This is a genomic window from Ruminococcus sp. OM04-4AA (assembly GCF_003462585.1).
Taxonomy (GTDB): Bacteria; Bacillota; Clostridia; order Lachnospirales; family Lachnospiraceae; genus Mediterraneibacter; species Mediterraneibacter faecis.
Window position 1 is genome coordinate 110099 of record NZ_QTZH01000001.1, and the last position, 19805, is coordinate 129903.

Here is a 19805-nt window from a genome sequence, read left to right on the forward strand (position 1 = left end):
AGAGGACTTTATGTATTTAAAGAGTATAGAAGTGCAGGGATTCAAATCTTTTGCCAATAAGATTAAATTTGAATTTCATAACGGAATTACAGGTATTGTAGGACCGAATGGAAGTGGTAAGAGTAATGTTGCTGACGCTGTCCGTTGGGTTCTTGGAGAGCAGAGAGTGAAGCAATTGCGTGGAGGCACCATGCAGGATGTGATTTTCTCGGGAACCGAGAACCGGAAGCCGCTTAGTTATGCTTCGGTTGCAATCACATTGGATAATTCAGATCATAAACTTCCGGTAGAGTACGAAGAAGTCACTGTTACACGTAAATTGTACCGATCCGGAGAGAGTGAGTATCTGATCAATGGTTCAGCCTGCAGACTGAAAGATATCAATGAGATGTTCTATGATACAGGTATCGGTAAAGAAGGCTATTCAATTATTGGTCAGGGGCAGATTGATAAGATTTTAAGCGGTAAGCCGGAAGAGAGAAGAGAACTTTTTGATGAGGCCGCCGGAATTGTAAAATATAAGAGAAGAAAGTCCCTTTCTTTGAAAAAGCTGGAGGATGAACGGCAGAATCTTACCCGCGTGAATGATATTCTTGCAGAGCTTGAGAAACAGATTGGTCCTTTGGAAAGACAGTCAGAGACAGCCAGAATCTATCTGAAGATGAAAGAAGAATTAAAAACATACGACATTAATATGTTTTTGTTGGAGGAAGAGCGGCTGCAGGAGCGTATTCGTGAAGTCGGTGGGAAATATGAGATTGCTTCTCAGGAGATGCAGGAATCAAATGCCCGTTATGAGAAGATGAAAGCAGAATACGAGGCAATCGAGGAAGAAGTAGATCAGATTGATCTTGCAATTGAAACTGCGAAGAACCAGATGAATGAGACGAATCTTTTAAAGCAACAGCTGGAAGGCCAGATCAATGTCCTGAAAGAGCAGATTAATACAGCCCGTATGAATGATGAGCATTATGATCATCGCCTGAGTACGATCGTCAGTGAGATAGATACGAGGCAGCAGCAGAAAAGAGAGCTTGAAGAAGAGAAGAAAAGAATTTCAGAACAGTTAGAATCAGCCAGTGGACAGGATACAGAAGCACAGCAGAGTTTAATTGAGATTCAGTCAAAGATTGCAGAACATAGTACTGAAATCGAGCAGAAGAAGCGGGAGATCATGGACCTGCTTGGAAATCGTGCTTCAACAAAAGCTAAGATTCAGCATTTTGATACAACGAAAGAACAGATCCAGACACGGAAGGCTGTCGTTGCCAGAAATATTCTTGAGATTTCGACGGTAGCAGAAGGACAGAACAACAGACTTAAGAAGTATGAAGAAGAACTTGGTCAGATCCGTGAGCGCATTCAAACCTATAAGGATAAGATTTCCCTGAACGAAGAGGAACTTGGCAAGCTTCAGAATGAGCTGAAAGAGAAGCAGGAAAAGTTACGGATCGGACAGACCGCATATCACAGAGAATCTTCCCGTCTGGAGTCATTAAAGAATATTACAGAGCGCTATGACGGATATGGTAACAGTATCCGAAAGGTAATGTCGAATAAAGAACGTGAGAAAGGTCTGATCGGTGTTGTAGCGGATATCATTAAGGTTGATAAGGAATATGAGATTGCTATTGAGACAGCACTTGGAGGAAGTATTCAGAATATTGTTACAGATAATGAAGATACAGCCAAGCGTATGATTGATTTCCTTAAGCGTAATAAATTCGGAAGGGCAACATTTCTTCCGCTGACAAGTATGCATGGCGGCGGAGGAATCAGGAATCTGGAAGCACTTAAAGAGCCGGGAGTGATCGGACTTGCGAATACATTGATCCATGTGGAATCAAGATTTGACGGACTGGCAGATCAGCTGCTTGGGCGTACGATCGTAGTAGACCACATCGATCACGGAATCGCAATTGCGAGAAAATACCGCCAGTCTCTGCGTCTGGTCACATTGGAAGGTGACCTGATCAATCCGGGCGGGTCCATGACAGGTGGTGCATTTAAGAATTCAAGTAATCTGCTGAGCAGACGCCGCGAAATCGAAGAATTCGAGAAGACGGTTGATATGCTCAAGTCTGACATGGATGTGCTGGAAAAAGAAGTTACAGAGGCGAAGAACCGTCGTGCAGCATGCTACAATGTGATTGATGAAGTACAGGAACATTTAAGAGAAGAATCAGTGCTGGAGAATACTGCGCGAATGAATGTTGCACAGGTACAGAGAGAACAGTTAGAATCGAAACAGCGTTACGAAGGATTCCTGAAAGAACAGAAAGCATTGCTTCAGGAGCTGGATGAAATCAATGAGAACGAAGATTCTATCCAAATGGAACTTGAGACATCAGAGAAGCTGGAAAAAGAGCTGAATGAACAGATTGAAGCTTTGCAGATGCAGTTGGAGAAAGAAAGAGAGGATGAGGCTGTCCAGATGAAACAGTCTGAGGAGGTCCATCTTTCACTGGCAGGCCTGGATCAGCAGAAAACCTTTATTGTAGAAAATATTTCCCGTATAGATGAGGAAATCACCAGATATGAAAAAGAGCAGGAAGAACTTGCCGAAAATCGAGGAGATGTATCTGAGGAAATTCTGCAAAAAGAAAATGAAATCGAAGGACTCAGGAAAACGATTGAAGATTCAAAAGAACTGTTTACAGAGATTGGTGAAGAGATTAAAGTACAGAGTAAAAAACGCGAAGAACTGAATCAGAAGCACAGAGATTTCTTACGACAGAGAGAAGAACTTGCAAAGCATGTGTCAGATCTTGATAAAGAATGTTTCCGTCTGAACAGCCAGAAAGAAGGCTATGAGGAAGCGTCAGAGAAGCAGATGAATTATATGTGGGAAGAGTATGAACTCACTTACAATCATGCGAAAGAACTTCGTAATGAGACACTGACAGATCTGGCATTGATGAAGAAAAAGATTCAGGAACTTAAGAATGAGATCCGAAAGCTTGGTTCGGTCAATGTCAATGCAATTGAGGATTACAAAAATGTATCCGAGCGTTATACATTCTTAAAAGGTCAGCATGACGATCTTGTGGAAGCAGAAGCATCTCTTGAACAGATTATTGAAGAACTGGATGTGGCGATGCGTAAGCAGTTCACAGAACAGTTCGCAAGAATTGCAACAGAGTTCAATGATGTATTCCGTCAGCTTTTTGGAGGCGGAAAGGGATCATTGGAATTACAGGAGGATGTGGATATTCTTGAGGCAGGAATACGCATCATCGCACAGCCGCCAGGAAAGAAACTGCAGAATATGATGCAGCTTTCAGGTGGAGAGAAGGCGCTGACTGCAATTGCATTACTATTTGCAATCCAGAATCTGAAGCCATCTCCGTTCTGTCTCCTTGATGAGATTGAAGCGGCACTGGATGACAACAATGTAGATCGTTATGCGAAATATTTACATAAGCTGACAAAATATACACAGTTCATTGTCATTACCCACAGACGTGGTACAATGGCAGCAGCAGACCGGTTGTATGGAATTACCATGCAGGAAAAAGGAGTATCTACACTTGTTTCTGTGGATCTGTTGGAAGATGATCTGGAAAAATAAACCTGTTTTTATTGTAAACAGGGTATTAAGAGAACAGGAGGCTGAAAATGGGAGAAGAAAAAAAGGGATTTTTTAAACGACTTGTATCCGGTCTGACAAAGACAAGAGATAATATTGTGTCCGGCATGGACAGTATTTTCCATGGATTTTCAAAGATTGATGATGACTTTTATGAAGAACTGGAAGAAACTCTGATCATGGGAGATCTTGGTGTCAGAGCAACAATGGACATCATTGAAGATTTAAAGGTTAAAGTAAAAGAGCAACATATCAAGGAACCGATTGAATGTAGACAGCTTGTGATCGACAGTATTCGTGAACAGATGGATGTCGGAGAGACAGCATATGAGTTTGAGAATCGTCAGAGTGTGGTTTTCGTGATCGGAGTAAATGGTGTTGGTAAAACAACAACGATCGGTAAACTTGCAGGAAAGCTGAAAGCACAGAATAAGAAAGTGATCCTTGCGGCGGCAGATACATTCCGTGCGGCAGCAGGAGAGCAGTTAAAAGAATGGTCCAACCGTGCCGGTGTTGAGATGATCGGTGGTCAGGAAGGCGCAGATCCGGCATCAGTTGTATATGATGCGGTTGCTGCTGCGAAAGCGAGAAGGGCAGATGTACTTCTGTGTGATACAGCCGGAAGACTTCACAATAAGAAGAACCTGATGGAAGAGCTTAAGAAGATCAATCGTGTGATTGACAGAGAGTATCCGGATGCGTTCCGTGAGACGCTGGTTGTGCTGGATGCAACGACAGGACAGAATGCACTTGCCCAGGCAAAGGAATTCAATGAAGTAACAGATATAACAGGAATTGTTCTGACAAAGATGGATGGAACAGCCAAAGGAGGAATTGCAGTAGCAATCCAGTCTGAACTTGGTATCCCGGTAAAATATATCGGTGTAGGAGAAACAATTGATGACTTGCAGAAATTTGACTCAGAGGAGTTCGTAAACGCGTTGTTTTACAGAGAGGAAGAAAGACCATGATGACATTAGAGAAATTTGAAGAAGCTAGCGAACTGGTAAAAAAGGTAACAAATCCTACAAAACTCATTTACAGTGAATACTTAAGTGCACAGACAGGAGCAAAGGTTTATTTAAAACCGGAAAATATGCAGCACACAGGAGCTTATAAGATCCGTGGTGCATATTACAAGATCAGCACACTGACAGACGAAGAAAGAAGCCGTGGACTGATCACAGCATCAGCAGGAAATCATGCACAGGGCGTTGCATTTGCAGCAAAACAGTTTGGATGCAAAGCTACGATTGTTATGCCTACAGTTACACCGCTGATCAAAGTAAACCGTACAAAAAGCTTTGGAGCAGACGTAGTACTTCATGGTGATGTTTATGATGATGCTTACGCATATGCATGTAAACTTGCAGAAGAGAACGGATATACATTCGTTCATCCGTTTAATGACCTTGATGTTGCTACAGGTCAGGGAACAATTGCAATGGAGATCGTTCAGGAACTCCCGACTGTAGATTATATCCTTGCACCAATCGGCGGAGGCGGACTGATCACAGGTGTTTCCACACTTGCCAAGATGCTGAATCCAAAAATCAAAGTAATCGGTGTAGAGCCGTCAGAAGCGGCCAGTATGACAGCAGCTCTGAAAGCAGGAGAGCCTGTAGAACTTCCATCTGCAAATACAATCGCAGACGGAACAGCTGTAAAAGAAGTTGGAGATAAAGTTGTTCCGTATGTGAAAGAGAATGTAGATGATATTCTTCTCGTAGATGATGATGAATTGATCGGTGCATTCCTTGATATGGTAGAAAACCACAAAATGATCGTAGAGAATTCAGGTCTTCTTTCCGTAGCTGCATTAAAGCAGATGGACATCAAAGGAAAGAAAGTAGTCTGTGTATTAAGTGGTGGAAATATGGATGTTATCACAATGTCCTCGATCGTCCAGCACGGATTGATCCAGAGAGACCGTATCTTCTCTGTATCCGTACTTCTTCCGGATAAGCCGGGTGAACTTGCACGTGTGGCACAGACAGTCGCAGATGTACAGGGTAACATCATTAAACTGGAACATAATCAGTTTGTAAGCACAAACAGAAACGCAGCCGTAGAACTTCGTATCACAATGGAAGCATTCGGAACAGATCATAAGAAGAAGATTCTGGATACACTTGATAAGGCTGGATTCAGACCAAAACTGATCAGTGCGAAGCTGTATTAATTGGTATTAAACAGCCTATAGAATGGTGTCGCAAGGCCAGCCCTGCTATTACCACGAGCACCGGCCCGCTTTACCTCATCCCTTTGAAAGTATGTAACATAAGAGCCAGAACAGTTACCGTGTGTGGTGCCTGTTCTGCTCTTATTAACATACTGAACAAAGTGTATTCGGAACGCTCCTGCCTTACATGTGCTCGTGGCAACAGCAGGACTGTCCTTGCTTACATATTCCAAACGGGATATTTAATTCCAATCAGACAAATCCAGAAAACAAATTACAGAATCTGTAGGTAAACGTAAACGGATGTTTTATCGACTAAGATAATCGTCCCCTTTTTACGCACGTACTAAGTTTGTATTTTGTTTTCTGGATTCATTTCATTTGGAATAGCACTTACTCATTTGAAAAGCTGAGTGAGGGAGCCACTGTATTGTTGAGGACACATTTAAGGCAGGAGCGTTCCGAATACACTTTGCAGAATCTGTTAGAAAAAGCCAAACACGAATCACACACGGTGAGTGCTCTGGCTTTTTCGTTACAGATTGTCAAAGGGATGAGGTAAAGCGGGCCGGTGTCCGATGCAATACAGTGACTCCCTCACGTCTGTTTTTATCAAAAGTACTTATTTGAGTGATAATGAATCCAAGTTCAACAAATTACAACACCCCTATAAAACGATGGAATGCCTCCAGTCCTTTTTCATCACACTTATAAACTCCAGCATCTTCGAGTACTTCGCAGAATACTTTTCCGACTTCCTGCTGAAGGATCTCTTCAACATTCTCCTCTGTGATGGATGTGTAATTTGGAAGGAATTCATCTACCCAGTCAGCGTGTTTTGCAATCTGTTCATTGCTGCGGATATCTTTTTCTGTCAGGATGTAATCTTTCAGAAGTTCCATCTCTCCTTTTAATCTTGCAGGGAGAACAGCAAGTCCCATTACTTCGATAAGACCGATGTTTTCTTTCTTAATATGGTGCAGTTTAGCATGTGGATGGTAGACACCAAGCGGGTGTTCTTCTGTTGTGATATTATTTCTCAATGTCAGGTCGAGTTCGTAGAGATCTCCACGCTTTCTTGCAATCGGTGTGATCGTGTTGTGCGGTGTACCGTCTGTCTCAGCGAAGATGAAAGCATCTTCATCTGTATAAGATCTCCATGCATTCAAAATGTGTTCAGCCAGATCAATCAGAGGTTTTACTTCTTTGCTCTGAAGACGGATAACAGACAGAGGCCATTTTACGATACCGGCAGTTACATCTTCGTAACCTTTCACAGTGAAGTGTTCAATGATCGGAGCTTTCGCCATTGCGAAAGTATAATTTCCACCCTGGAAATGATCGTGGCTTAAGATAGAACCGCCAACGATCGGAAGGTCTGCATTGGATCCCAGGAAGTAGTGTGGGAAAAGCTTGATGAAATCAAAGAGCTTTTCAAATGCATTACGATCGATCTTCATTGGAATATGCTGTCCGTTGAATACGATGCAGTGTTCGTTATAGTATACATAAGGGGAGTACTGGAATCCCCAAGGGTTATCCTGAATTGTGATCGGGATGATTCTGTGGTTCTCACGGGCCGGGTGATCGAGGCGTCCTGCATAACCTTCATTTTCTACGCAAAGTTGACATTTTGGATAGGAAGAGGATTTCGCTTTTCCCGCTGCTGCAATCGCTTTTGGATCTTTCTCTGGTTTGGAAAGATTGATTGTAATGTCAAGAGTACCGTATTTTGTGTCAACCGTCCATTTGCGATCCTTGGCAATGCGGTATCTGCGGATATAATCACTGTCCTGGCTTAATTTGTAATAATAATCAGTAGCTGTCTCCGGAGAAACTTTGTATTTTTCCCAGAAAGTCTGCTGGACCTGAGCTGGGCGTGGCATCAGAGTATTCATCAGTTTTGTATCAAATAAATCACGGTAGCCGATGCTGTTTTCAATGATTCCGCGTTCTGCGGCGATATCTAAAAGTTCTGCAAGAATGTCTTCCAGAACAAGATTGTTCAGATCACAGTCAACATCTTCATAGTTATCTTCGTGGAACAGATCCAGAAGAAGATTCGTTGTATAAATTCTTTCGGATTCCGGAGTGATTCCGGTATTGATTCCGTACTGTACTAATTTTTTGATCGCATCATAAAGCATATGTCAAGAACCTCCTTAAATTAAGGAATGCCAATGACATTCCTATAACAAAATATACATTATTTCACATCTGATCTTAGCAGAGACGAGAAGCACCGTCTCCGATATCTACTGTGTAGAACTCAGCTTCATGTCCTACTTTTTCAAGATATGTTTTTCCGATTGTTTCGATAAATGTATCTACAGATTCATCTTTTACGATGCTGACTGTGCAACCGCCAAATCCGCCGCCTGTGATACGGGAACCGAGAACACCAGGAATCTTCCATGCAAGGTCTACAAGGATATCAATCTCTTCACAGGATACATCATAATCATCACGCAGTGAAATGTGGGACTGATTCATTAATTTTCCGAATCTTTCAATGTCTCCGGCTTTCAGCGCTGTAACAGCATCAATTGTACGCTGGTTTTCATATACAGCATGTTTTGCACGCTGTAACTGGATCTCATCTTTGATCAAGGATTTGTGTGCCTCGAATTCTTCAGGAGTAAGATCGCCAAGTGCTGAATGTCAAGTTCGCTCTGAAGTGCTTTCAGTGCAGCAGCACATTCGTTTCTTCTGTCGTTATAAGCAGAATCAACAAGACTATGCTTTACTTTACTGTTTGTGATCACAATCTTGGCACCATCAAGAATGCAAGGTGCATATTCGTAGCTTAAATCACTTGTGTCAAGGAAAATTGCGTGGTCTTTTTTACCCATGGCAACAGCAAACTGATCCATGATACCACAGTTGCATCCATTGAAGTTATTCTCAGAATACTGGCCGATCAGTGCAAGATCTGTCATGGAAAGATCTTTGATCTCGAACAGGTCTGTCAGGATCACACCAGTGAGAACTTCAAGGGAAGCAGAAGAGGAAAGTCCGGAACCGTTCGGGATATTTCCCCAGATTACCATATCAAAACCACTTGTGATTGTATGTCCTTTTTCTTTGAATGCCCAGACTACACCAAGCGGATAGTTTGCCCAGTTGTATTCTTTTTTATTTGTCAGATCATCAAGAGATGCTTCTACAACACCAAAGGAGTTCAGATTCATGGAATAAAAATGGATCTTGTTATCCTCTCTTTTGCGTGCAGCACCGTAAGTACCAAGTGTCAGTGCACAAGGAAATACATGTCCACCGTTATAATCTGTGTGTTCACCAATCAGATTCACGCGTCCAGGAGAAAAGTAAAAACGAGCTCCTTCGGAATTACCAAAAAGTTCTGCAAACATATCAAACAATTTTTTCTTCATCATTATTTACCTCCATTAAAAGTAATCCAGTCGATCAGATTTATTTATATTTATTATATCGTTAATGAGTGAAAACGTCTATAAAAAATACGTGCTGTGGCATGTAATAATGTTGCATTAAAAAGATGAGGTGTTATAATAGATCACAGGATACGGGAAAGGAGCCGGGAGATGGCAGAGACTTACAAACATTCGTATAAGTCAGGAGAAATTCTGATGACTTCGTTGTCTGTATATAACACGGGATATCAAAGGTGTGAAGCAGGATATCAGTGGGGACCCGGAGTCAGGGATCATTATTGTATCCACCATATTTTGTCAGGAACAGGATACTATACAGTTGGAGAAAAGACGTGGAAATTAGAAGCCGGAGATACGTTTATTTTATATCCGGGCGTGGAAGTAAAGTATTATGCCGATCAGCAGGAACCATGGGAATACGCCTGGGCTGGATTTATGGGGACGGATGCGGCATCGATCATTCGAAATACAGGTTTTCTGAAAGAACGTCCTTTTTTAAAAAGAGGAAATGTGCCGGATGAACAGATCCGGAATGGATTGGAACAGATTTATAATGCAAAGGGCAATGGGTATGAAGAAGCGGTTGCCATGACCGGAGCACTTTACAGTCTTCTGTCAGTCTTTATGCACTATCATGAAGGGGAAGATCAGGAAAGAGATGCAAAGCTTTTGTATGTAGAAAAGGCAGAAAATTATATAGAAACCAATTATTCTTATCCCGTGACAGTGGAAGATATCGCAGACTATGTAGGAATCAGCAGAAGTCATCTGTTTCGCTCTTTTCAGACCTATATGAATTGTTCACCAAAAGAATATCTGACAGAATACAGAATCCAGCAGGCTTGCCGTCTGCTGAAAGAGACGGGGCTGTCGGTTTCGGCGATTGCATATTCTGTTGGTTTTGAGAATAATCTTTATTTTTCGAAAGCATTTCGAAAAGTGAAGAAGACAAGTCCGACGGAATACAGAGAAAAGCATAGAAAAAAGAAGGAATGATGCCGAGGTGCAGGACATAAGAATAGAGTAAGAATGTCAAAGGCGGGAAGCTGTCATGATGTCTGGAAAAAGTTGGGGTTATGTAGTACAGTTTTTCTGTCTTCTGGTGTTTTTGGGCATGTCCCCATTTCTGATAAAGATGGATGGGAGAAAAACAATGAGTGTCTCATCTGATTCAGTGCGAAGTCAGAATGTATCAGATGAGGTAAAACCGGTTGCTGCGCTTACATTTGATGACGGTCCTAATGCATCCTCTACCCCGATTCTGTTGGATGGATTAAAGGAACGTAAAGTGAGGGCGACCTTTTTTCTGATCGGCGAAAATGTAGAAAAAGATGAGAATGAAAAAATTGTGAAAAGAATGTATGAGGAAGGTCATTTGATCGGAAATCATACTTATACGCATTGCAATCTGTCAAAGCTGGAAACGGGAGAAGCAAAGAAAGAACTGGAACAGACAGATACAGTGATTGAAAAGATAACGGGAAAACAACCGGTGTTCGCAAGAGCGCCTTACGGGGAACTCCCGGTGGACAGCGAACAAGATCTGAGCAGAATATATATCGGATGGACGGTGGATCCGCTGGACTGGATGACCGAAGATGCAGGGGCGGTTGTAAAAACAGTTGTGGAAGAGATAAATCCGGGAGATGTTATTTTATTGCATGACTGTTATCCTTCTTCTGTGCAGGCGGCTATACGGATTGTAGATCTGTTGCAGGGGAAAGGTTATGAGTTTGTGACAGTGGATCATCTGATCATGGATTGAAAATGTGAATATAAGATTGAAAACAGGAGAGAAAGATGGATTTATTTGATTATATGAGAGAGACAAATAAAGAGAAGGAATCTCCGCTTGCATCCAGGATGCGTCCGGTGACACTGGATGAAGTAGTGGGACAGAAGCATATCATAGGAAAAGATAAATTGCTTTACCGGGCAATTAAGGCAGATAAGCTGAGTTCTTTGATTTTTTACGGACCTCCGGGAACAGGAAAGACAACACTGGCAAAGGTGATCGCACATACAACCAGTGCAGAGTTCAAACAGATCAATGCGACAGTTGCCGGAAAGAAAGATATGGAAGAAGTAGTGAAAGAAGCAAAAGATCTGCAGGGAATGTATGGAAAGAAGACGATTCTTTTTATTGATGAGATTCATCGCTTTAATAAAGGGCAGCAGGATTATCTGCTTCCATTTGTGGAAGATGGAACGTTGATCCTGATTGGCGCAACAACGGAGAATCCTTATTTTGAGGTAAATGGAGCTTTGATTTCGAGATCAAGTATCTTTGAATTGCGTCCACTGGAGAAGACGGATATTAAGGAACTGCTTCTCCGTGCAGTGAATGATACTGAGAAAGGTCTTGGAAGCTTTCATGCAGTGATAGAAGATGATGCACTTGAATTTTTGGCGGATGTGTCAGGTGGAGATGCAAGAAATGCACTGAATGCGATTGAACTGGGTGTATTGACAACGGACAGAAGCGAAGATGGACAAATTCATATTACTTTAGATGTCGCGTCAGAATGCATTCAGAAACGAGTGGTGAATTATGACAAAAAAGGAGATAACCATTACGATATTATCTCTGCATTTATTAAGAGCATGCGCGGCTCAGATCCGGATGCAGCGGTCTTTTATCTTGCAAAGATGTTGTATGCAGGAGAAGATGTGAAGTTTATAGCGAGAAGAATTATGATCTGTGCATCGGAAGATGTTGGAAATGCGGATCCGATGGCACTTACTGTTGCGGTTGCGGCTGCACAGGCAGTTGAGAGGATCGGAATGCCGGAATCTCAGATCATTCTTTCACAGGCGGTGACTTATGTGGCATCTGCGCCAAAGAGTAATTCTGCCGTTAATGCAATATTTGCAGCGAACGATGCAGTACGGAACAATAAAACAACTGTTCCGACACACCTTCAGGATGCACATTATAAAGGTGCACAGAAGTTAGGACACGGAATAGGATATAAGTACGCACATGATTATCCGAATCATTATGTGGATCAGCAGTATCTTCCGGATGAAATAAAAGACGCCAGGTTCTATGAACCCGGCGATCTTGGTTATGAGAAACAGATCAAGGAGCGTTTACAGAAGCTGCGAGAGCAGTAAAGCGTAAATCTCCTGATTCTTTCGATTCCAGTTATTTACAATGGCTTCTGCCTCAGTCTGAGTTGGCACAGTGAGTGTCATATCGATGAGGTGGGAGCCATTTTCTAAAATTTGGCATTTTACTTCATATTCATGGTTTGTATTCAGATAGTAATCCGATTTAACAGAAACCTCTTCTTTCAGATCATATTTTTTCTCATTGATAAAATTATCAATTTCCTGACGAATCTCAGGAGAAATTTTATTTCTGAAATAGTTGATCGTAGCAGCCCCTTCTTCTGTGAGATTATAAAGCGTACGATTATGTGTCAGCTCAATTTTCAGAAGTCCGGAATCCGTTAATTCTGCAAGCGCAGACTGAAGACGGAAATAAGTTGTATACCCTTTATCCAGAATAAATTCTGATATTTGGGAAGTTGTAAGCGGAAAATCGACTCTATCCAACATGTACAACACGATCAATTTATATAATGTAAATGTTTCAGCCATAATACTCCTTTCCCTGGTACAAGTCATGATCTTTCATATATTTGTGGATCTGATTTAAAACAGTTCGTTTTGCGCCTGTCCACAGAGGTGCAATCAAGAGATCCTTCGGTCCGTCACCGGTCAGTCGGTGAATGACAATTTCCGGACGCAAATGTTGGATACATTCAGTGAGCAGACCGATGTATTCGTCCGCATCCGGGATATGGAAAGCAGGACCGGTATAGGCAGGATCTGAAAGATATTTCTGATATTCAACTGCAAGATCAGTTCCTTCCAAAATGTGGAGAAGCTGCAACTTGATTCCGTCAATATCTGAATGATTCAAATATTCGATTGTCTCAAGCATCATTTCATGAGTCTCTCCGGGCAGGAATAAAATGACATGTACGATAACAGTCAGATTCCGGCGCTTCAGTTCATGTACAGCAGTATCAAATACCTCTAAAGGATAACCTCTGCGAATGTATCTGGCAGATTCTGGGTGAATGGTTTGAAGACCAAGTTCAACCCAGACAGGCTTGATCTGATTCAATTCATCTAAAAGTTCCAGAACATCAGAATCTAAACAGTCAGGGCGGGTTGCGATTGCAAGTACTTTTACATCAGGGTCTTCGATTGCTTCTGTAAAAACTTTCCGCAAGTATTCTATGGGGGCATAGGTACTCGTAAAAGCCTGGAAATATGCGATATAAGCATGCACCGGACGCTTTCTGGCAAGAATGGCTTTCCCTTCTGCGAGCTGTTCTGTAATTGTTTTGCAGGCAGAACCGGCAAAATCTCCCGAACCCATACCACTGCAGAAGATACAGCCACCATATCCGATCTTACCATCACGGTTCGGACAAGTCATACCGCCGTTCAATGCAATGCGATATACTTTCTCTCCAAACTGGGATTTTAATGCATAGTCAAGAGAGTGGTAGCGCTTCTCTCCCCACATATTAGATTAAATCCTTAATTGCTTTGCTTACTGTGTCTGCTACACGAGGATCAAAGGCTTCCGGAAGAATGTTGTTTTCATTCAATTCTTCTTCTGAAACAAGACCTGCGATTGCATTGGCAGCAGCAAGTTTCATTTCTTCTGTAATCTGTGTGGCACGTCCTTCTAATGCACCTTTGAAAATACCAGGGAACGCAACAACATTGTTTACCTGGTTCGGGAAGTCAGAACGTCCTGTTCCGACAACTTTGGCACTGCTTCTTTTGCAAGGTCAGGCATGATCTCCGGTACAGGGTTTGCCATGGCGAACAGAATCGCATCCTTATTCATGGAAGCAACCATCTCTTTAGAAACAATATTCGGAGCAGAAACACCAACGAAAATATCAGCACCTTTTAATGCATCGGCAAGTGTTCCGGTGCGTTCTTCCAGATTTGTAACTTCAGTCATCTGCTGCTGCATCCAGTTCAGGTTCGGTGAGCTCTTGGAAATGATTCCATTGATGTCACACATTGTAATATGAGGGAAACCATAAGTGAGAAGCAGCTTTGTGATAGCAACTCCGGCAGATCCGGCTCCATTCACTACAACACGGCAATCTTCTTTCTTCTTTCCTGTTACTTTCAGGGCATTGATGATTCCGGCGAGGACAACGATAGCCGTTCCGTGCTGGTCATCATGGAAAACCGGAATGTTCAGAAGTTCTTTCAGGCGTGTTTCAATTTCGAAACAGCGTGGAGCTGAAATATCTTCTAGATTGATTCCACCGAAAGCCGGTGCGATGTTGACTACAGATTTAATGATCTCTTCTGTGTCCTGTGTATCCAGACAGATCGGAACTGCGTTGACACCACCGAATTCCTTAAACAGAACCGCTTTTCCCTCCATAACCGGCATAGCAGCAAGTGCACCGATGTTCCCAAGACCAAGAACAGCACTTCCGTCAGATACAACAGCAACTGTATTGGCTTTCATAGTGTATTTATATGCAGCTTCAGGATCCTGTGCGATCACCTTACAAGGTTCAGCAACACCCGGAGTATAAGCGATGGCAAGATCTTCTCTTGAGTTGACATGCGCTTTGGCAGTTGTCTCTATCTTACCATTCCATTCTTCATGCATTTTTAAAGCTTTTTCATTGTTTGTCATGATTTTATACCTCTCTGATTTGATTGAATTAATGATACCACTGAAAAAGGAAACACGCAAGTACAGGAAAACAGAGAAAAGTTCAAAAAGTTCTTTCTTTTTAGAAAAATATACTGTATAATAACACCATATTTAAAGCAAATTTCCATTAAAGTCGAATCAGACTTGTATTCCCGAAGTATGAATGAATAATCCAGTATGTGAAAAGGCACATGTGAAGTGGATTGACAGAACAGATATACCTGAAAAGAAAGGAAAAGAATATGACACGAGAAAAATATGAATCATTGCCACTGGCAACATTGAAAGAACTTGCAAAAGCAAGAAAGATGAGAGGTGTTTCGACATTAAAGAAAGGCGATCTGATCGATGCAATGCTTGAGCTGGATGAGCAGGAAGAGCAGAAAGAAGCAGCAGAAGAAGCGAGAGAAGAAGTGAAAGAAGAGAAAAAAGAAGAGACAGATATTGAACAGCTGGACAGTGGTTTTACAGCAAACGGAATCCTTGAAGTACTTCAGGATGGATATGGTTTCATTCGTTCTGACAATTATCTTCCGGGAGATGGAGATGTCTATGTTGCTCCTTCACAGATTCGCAGATTCGGGCTAAAACAGGCGACATCCTGACAGGAAATACAAGAGTTAAGACGCAGGGAGAAAAGTTCAGTGCACTTCTTTATGTGTCTACGATCAATGGACTGCGCCCGGCAGAGGCAATGAAGAGAAAAAACTTTGAAGACCTGACTCCGATTTTCCCGAATCAGAGAATCCGTCTGGAGAATCCGGGCTGTACAACAGCAATGCGTATTGTTGATCTTGTTTCCCCTATTGGAAAGGGACAGAGAGGTATGATCGTATCTCCACCGAAAGCAGGAAAAACTACATTATTAAAAGAAGTTGCACTATCTGTACAGAAGACAGAACCGAATATGCATCTTCTGATTCTGTTGATTGATGAACGTCCGGAAGAGGTAACTGATATTCGTGAGGCAATTGAAGGCCCGAATGTAGAGGTGATTCATTCTACATTTGATGAACTTCCGGAGCATCACAAACGAGTATCAGAAATGGTTATCTCAAGAGCAAAACGTCTGGTAGAGCATGGAAAAGACGTTATGATCCTCCTTGACAGCATCACAAGACTTTCAAGAGCATATAACCTGATCGTTCCGCCATCAGGAAGAACACTTTCCGGTGGTCTTGATCCGGCAGCACTTTACAGTCCAAAGCGTTTCTTCGGAGCAGCAAGAAATATGAGAGAAGGAGGAAGCCTTACGATTCTTGCAACAGCACTGGTTGATACAGGAAGCAAGATGGATGATGTTGTTTATGAAGAATTTAAGGGGACAGGTAACATGGAACTGATGCTTGACAGGAAGCTTCAGGAGAAAAGAGTGTTCCCGGCAATTGATATTCCAAAATCAGGAACAAGAAGAGAAGATCTTCTTCTCACAAAGGAAGAACAGGATGCAGTTTATATTATGAGAAAAGCAATGAACGGCATGAAATCAGAAGAGGCAGTGGACAATCTTTTGAATATGTTTTCCCGTACAAAAACAAACGAAGAGCTTGTTCAGCAGATCATCCGTCAGAAATTTATCTAAAAAGGTGTTGCATTATTAAAAAATGTGTGATACAATTAGAAAGCTGTTTAGAGAAAATAATAAGTAATTTAAAAATAGAGAGGTGAAAATCATGCGCGAAGGTATCCATCCTAATTATTATCAGGCAACTGTAACATGCAACTGTGGAAACACATTTGTTACAGGATCTACAAAGGAGAACATCCACGTAGAAATCTGCTCCAAGTGTCATCCATTCTACACAGGTCAGCAGAAAGCAACACAGGCTCGTGGCCGTGTTGATAAGTTCAACAAGAAATACGGTATTAAATAAGAAATACGAAGTGATGAGGGCTGAGGTGGAAATCTCAGTCCTCTTTGTGTTTAGGAGAAATATATGAAATCATCGAATATAGGCGGCCAGGCAGTGCTGGAAGGCATTATGATGAAGAATCGGGAAACATATTCCGTTGCCGTCCGGAAACCAGATGGAGAGATTGAAGTTGATATTCAGGAATACAAAGGAGTTCTCCCATGGAAGGCACCGCAAAAGATTCCTTTCATTCGGGGGATTTTTAATTTTGTGGATTCTCTTGTGCTGGGAATGAAAACATTGACTTATTCTGCAAGTTTTTTTGAAGACGAGGAAGAAGAAATTCTTACAGAAGATGAGGCAAGAAAGCAGGAGAAGAAGGAAAAACTGATCATGAATCTGACAGTTGTGGTTTCTGTCTTGATTGCGGTTGGTATTTTTATGGTTCTTCCGTATTATCTGAGTAGTATTATAGAAAAGCATACCTCTTCACATCTTGTAATGACTGTTTTAGAAGGTGTGATCCGCGTTGCTATTTTCCTGATCTATATTGTTCTGATTTCCAGAACAAAGGATATTAAGAGAACATTTATGTATCACGGGGCAGAGCATAAATGTATTAATTGCATCGAACATGGATTGGAATTAAATGTAGAAAATGTACGGAAGAGTTCCAAACAACATAAGAGATGTGGAACGAGCTTTCTTTTCTTTGTCATGATCGTAAGTATTATTGTTTGCTTTTTTATTACGGCAAAGTCCCAGATTGTGAGAGTACTTCTTCGGATTGCCCTGCTTCCGTTGATTGCAGGAATCTCTTATGAATTGATCCGTCTGGCAGGAAACAGTGATCATCCGGTAATCAATGTACTTAGTAAACCGGGACTCTGGGTTCAGAATCTGACAACAAAGGAACCGGATGACAGTATGATCGAGGTTGGGATCAAAGCAGTGGAAGCAGTGTTTGACTGGAAGACATGGCAGGAGGAGAACCTGAAGCAATGAGAACAGAATCAGACAAGAGGACAGTGTATAAAACAGATTGCAGCGATTCAATAAGTTTGAAAAATGCATATAAAGAAGGAAAAGAAATTCTTGCGAAAGCAGGAATTACAGAGGCAGATCTGGATGCGTGGTATCTGTTGGAATTTGTGACAGGGATTACGAAAGCTCGCTATTATATGGATCCGGATCAGAGCATGAATCCGGAAGCATGGAAAAAGTATAAAGAATATCTTGAAAAAAGAAGAAATCATATTCCATTGCAGCATATTACAGGAAGTCAGGAATTTATGGGGCTTGAATTTCTGGTGAATGAACATGTGCTGATTCCAAGACAAGATACAGAAGTGCTTGTGGAAGAGGCACTGGAGATAATGAAACAAGAGATATTCAGATCAAAAGGTTGTTTGCAACTGTTGGATATGTGTACCGGGTCAGGATGTATTCTTCTGAGCGTAATGCATTATGCAGAACAGAAGGGTATATTTATAGAAGGAACAGGTGTTGACTTTTCGGAGCAGGCTCTTATGGTAGCACAGAAAAATGAAAAACATTTGAGAAGCACGAAAAAGGATGAGAAAGGAAAAGTGAACTGGATTTTGAGCGATCTTTTTGAAAATGTCAGTGAAACCTATGATATGATCTTATCAAACCCACCTTACATCAGAACAGCAGAAATTGAGAAGCTTCAAGACGAAGTAAAACTTCACGATCCATTCAGTGCATTGGATGGGAAAGAAGACGGATTGTATTTCTACCGGAAGATTGTTACTGATGCAAAACAATTCCTGAAAACAGGAGGAATACTTGCTTTCGAGATTGGATATGACCAGGGCAAAGAAGTTTCTGATCTTATGAAAAAAGCAAGATATGACAAGGTGTTCGTAAAAAAGGACCTGGCAGGACTTGACCGCATCGTCTGTGGCGTGTACTATTAAAAAGATAAAGAAGATAAAAAATAGAAGAGGATATAGAACTATGTTTGACAGATTAGAGGATTTGGTAATTCGTTACCAGGAAGTAATGGGTGAACTTCAGGAGCCGGATGTGGCGAATGATCCGGAACGTTTCCGTAAGCTGATGAAAGAGCAGAGTGATCTTGCACCAATCGTTGAAGCTTATCAGGAATATAAGAACTGTAAGCAGAATGTAGAAGAGAGTCTGATGATCCTGGAAGAAGAATCAGATGAAGAGATGCGTGAGCTTGCAAAAGAAGAGTTGAATGAATCTAAAGCCAGAATTGAAGAATTGGAGCAGGAACTTAAGATTCTTCTTCTTCCGAAGGATCCGAATGATGATAAGAACGTTATCGTTGAGATCCGTGCCGGTGCAGGTGGAGATGAGGCTGCACTTTTTGCGGCAGAAGTTTATCGTATGTATGTGCATTATGCAGACAGCCGTAGATGGAAGACAGAGATGATTTCTCTGAATGAGAATGGAATCGGCGGATTTAAAGAGTGTGTATTCATGATCACAGGACAGGGAGCATATTCCCGTATGAAGTACGAAAGTGGAGTACATCGTGTACAGCGTGTGCCGGAGACAGAAAGTGGCGGAAGAATTCATACTTCAACAATTACTGTAGCCGTAATGCCTGAGGCAGAAGAAGTTGATGTTGTAATCGATGAGAAGGATATCCGTATCGATGTAATGCGTGCATCAGGAAATGGTGGACAGTGTGTCAATACAACGGACTCTGCGGTACGACTGACTCATTACCCGACCGGAATCGTGATCTACAGCCAGACAGAGAAATCACAGCTGCAGAATAAAGAGAAGGCATTCCGACTGCTTCGTTCCAAACTGTATGACCTGGAGCTTGAGAAGAAACAGGCTTCTGAGGCAGCAGAGAGAAGAAGCCAGATCGGTACAGGAGATCGTTCTGAAAAGATCAGAACATATAACTTCCCACAGGGAAGAGTAACAGATCATAGAATCAAGCTGACACTTCATAAACTGGATAGCATTCTGAATGGTGATCTGGATGAAGTAATCGACAGCCTGATTGCAGCGGATCAGACAGCGAAGCTTGCAAAGATGGAGGAGTAAT

13 protein-coding genes and 3 pseudogenes are annotated in these 19805 nt (G+C 41.8%); 11 read left to right on the top strand and 5 right to left on the bottom strand.

The features are described from left to right. The first annotated feature begins 10 nt into the window (after positions 1-10). From smc to ilvA, 3 genes are read left to right on the top strand one after another with little or no spacing between them, the layout of a single operon-like run. Positions 11-3571, top strand: a complete 3561-nt coding sequence (gene smc, locus DXB52_RS00500; RefSeq protein ID WP_118106252.1) for a chromosome segregation protein SMC — start codon at positions 11-13, stop codon at positions 3569-3571. A gap of 47 nt (positions 3572-3618) precedes the next feature. After that, positions 3619-4560 (top strand): signal recognition particle-docking protein FtsY, encoded by a 942-nt coding sequence (ftsY, locus tag DXB52_RS00505; RefSeq protein ID WP_015528930.1) that lies wholly within the window; start codon positions 3619-3621, stop codon positions 4558-4560. After that, positions 4557-5771, top strand: a complete 1215-nt coding sequence (ilvA, locus tag DXB52_RS00510) for a threonine ammonia-lyase (RefSeq protein WP_117568127.1) — start codon at positions 4557-4559, stop codon at positions 5769-5771. Before ftsY ends, ilvA begins: the two co-directional genes overlap by 4 nt. A 656-nt stretch (positions 5772-6427) precedes the next feature. Here ilvA and galT read toward each other — a convergent pair. Together galT and DXB52_RS00520 are read right to left on the bottom strand one after the other, a co-directional pair. Continuing rightward, positions 6428-7918, bottom strand: coding sequence for a UDP-glucose--hexose-1-phosphate uridylyltransferase (gene galT, locus DXB52_RS00515; RefSeq protein ID WP_117540178.1), 1491 nt, complete (start codon positions 7916-7918; stop codon positions 6428-6430). Positions 7919-7994: 76 nt separating this feature from the next. Beyond that, positions 7995-9166 (bottom strand): annotated as a pseudogene (locus tag DXB52_RS00520) (galactokinase). Between the two features lie 168 nt (positions 9167-9334). Between DXB52_RS00520 and DXB52_RS00525 the strand changes: the two are divergent. The 3 genes from DXB52_RS00525 to DXB52_RS00535 all read left to right on the top strand — a co-directional run bounded on the left by DXB52_RS00525 (position 9335) and on the right by DXB52_RS00535 (position 12301). Beyond that, positions 9335-10180, top strand: coding sequence for an AraC family transcriptional regulator (locus tag DXB52_RS00525; protein WP_117568128.1), 846 nt, complete (start codon positions 9335-9337; stop codon positions 10178-10180). A gap of 157 nt (positions 10181-10337) precedes the next feature. Further along, entirely contained in the window at positions 10338-10949 is a 612-nt protein-coding gene (locus DXB52_RS00530) for a polysaccharide deacetylase family protein (RefSeq protein WP_227159008.1), read from the top strand. 35 nt (positions 10950-10984) lie between these two features. Then, positions 10985-12301 (top strand): replication-associated recombination protein A, encoded by a 1317-nt coding sequence (locus DXB52_RS00535; protein ID WP_055144451.1) that lies wholly within the window; start codon positions 10985-10987, stop codon positions 12299-12301. Here DXB52_RS00535 and DXB52_RS00540 read toward each other — a convergent pair. The 3 genes and pseudogenes from DXB52_RS00540 to DXB52_RS00550 all read right to left on the bottom strand — a co-directional run bounded on the left by DXB52_RS00540 (position 12278) and on the right by DXB52_RS00550 (position 14879). After that, entirely contained in the window at positions 12278-12790 is a 513-nt protein-coding gene (locus DXB52_RS00540) for a DUF4364 family protein (RefSeq protein WP_015528937.1), read from the bottom strand. The genes DXB52_RS00535 and DXB52_RS00540 overlap by 24 nt on opposite strands. Next, positions 12783-13730 carry a tRNA modification radical SAM protein MnmL/YtqA gene (gene mnmL, locus DXB52_RS00545; protein WP_117540185.1) on the bottom strand — a complete coding sequence of 316 codons (948 nt, stop codon included), beginning with the start codon at positions 13728-13730 and terminating at the stop codon, positions 12783-12785. The genes DXB52_RS00540 and mnmL overlap by 8 nt, the downstream gene beginning before the upstream one ends. A 1-nt stretch (position 13731) precedes the next feature. After that, positions 13732-14879, bottom strand: a pseudogene (locus DXB52_RS00550) (NAD(P)-dependent malic enzyme). 263 nt (positions 14880-15142) lie between these two features. Between DXB52_RS00550 and rho the strand changes: the two are divergent. From rho to prfA, 5 genes and pseudogenes are all read left to right on the top strand, one after another. Further along, positions 15143-16482 (top strand): annotated as a pseudogene (gene rho, locus DXB52_RS00555) (transcription termination factor Rho). A 91-nt stretch (positions 16483-16573) separates the two neighbouring features. Next, positions 16574-16774 (top strand): 50S ribosomal protein L31, encoded by a 201-nt coding sequence (gene rpmE, locus DXB52_RS00560; protein WP_005609529.1) that lies wholly within the window; start codon positions 16574-16576, stop codon positions 16772-16774. 63 nt (positions 16775-16837) lie between these two features. Next, positions 16838-17758, top strand: a complete 921-nt coding sequence (locus DXB52_RS00565; protein WP_015528941.1) for a DUF1385 domain-containing protein — start codon at positions 16838-16840, stop codon at positions 17756-17758. Then, positions 17755-18693, top strand: a complete 939-nt coding sequence (gene prmC, locus DXB52_RS00570) for a peptide chain release factor N(5)-glutamine methyltransferase (RefSeq protein WP_270370052.1) — start codon at positions 17755-17757, stop codon at positions 18691-18693. Before DXB52_RS00565 ends, prmC begins: the two co-directional genes overlap by 4 nt. Before the next feature lie 40 nt (positions 18694-18733). After that, on the top strand, positions 18734-19804 hold the full coding sequence (gene prfA / locus DXB52_RS00575; protein WP_055156208.1) for a peptide chain release factor 1: 1071 nt from the start codon (positions 18734-18736) through the stop codon (positions 19802-19804). Position 19805 lies beyond the last annotated feature (1 nt).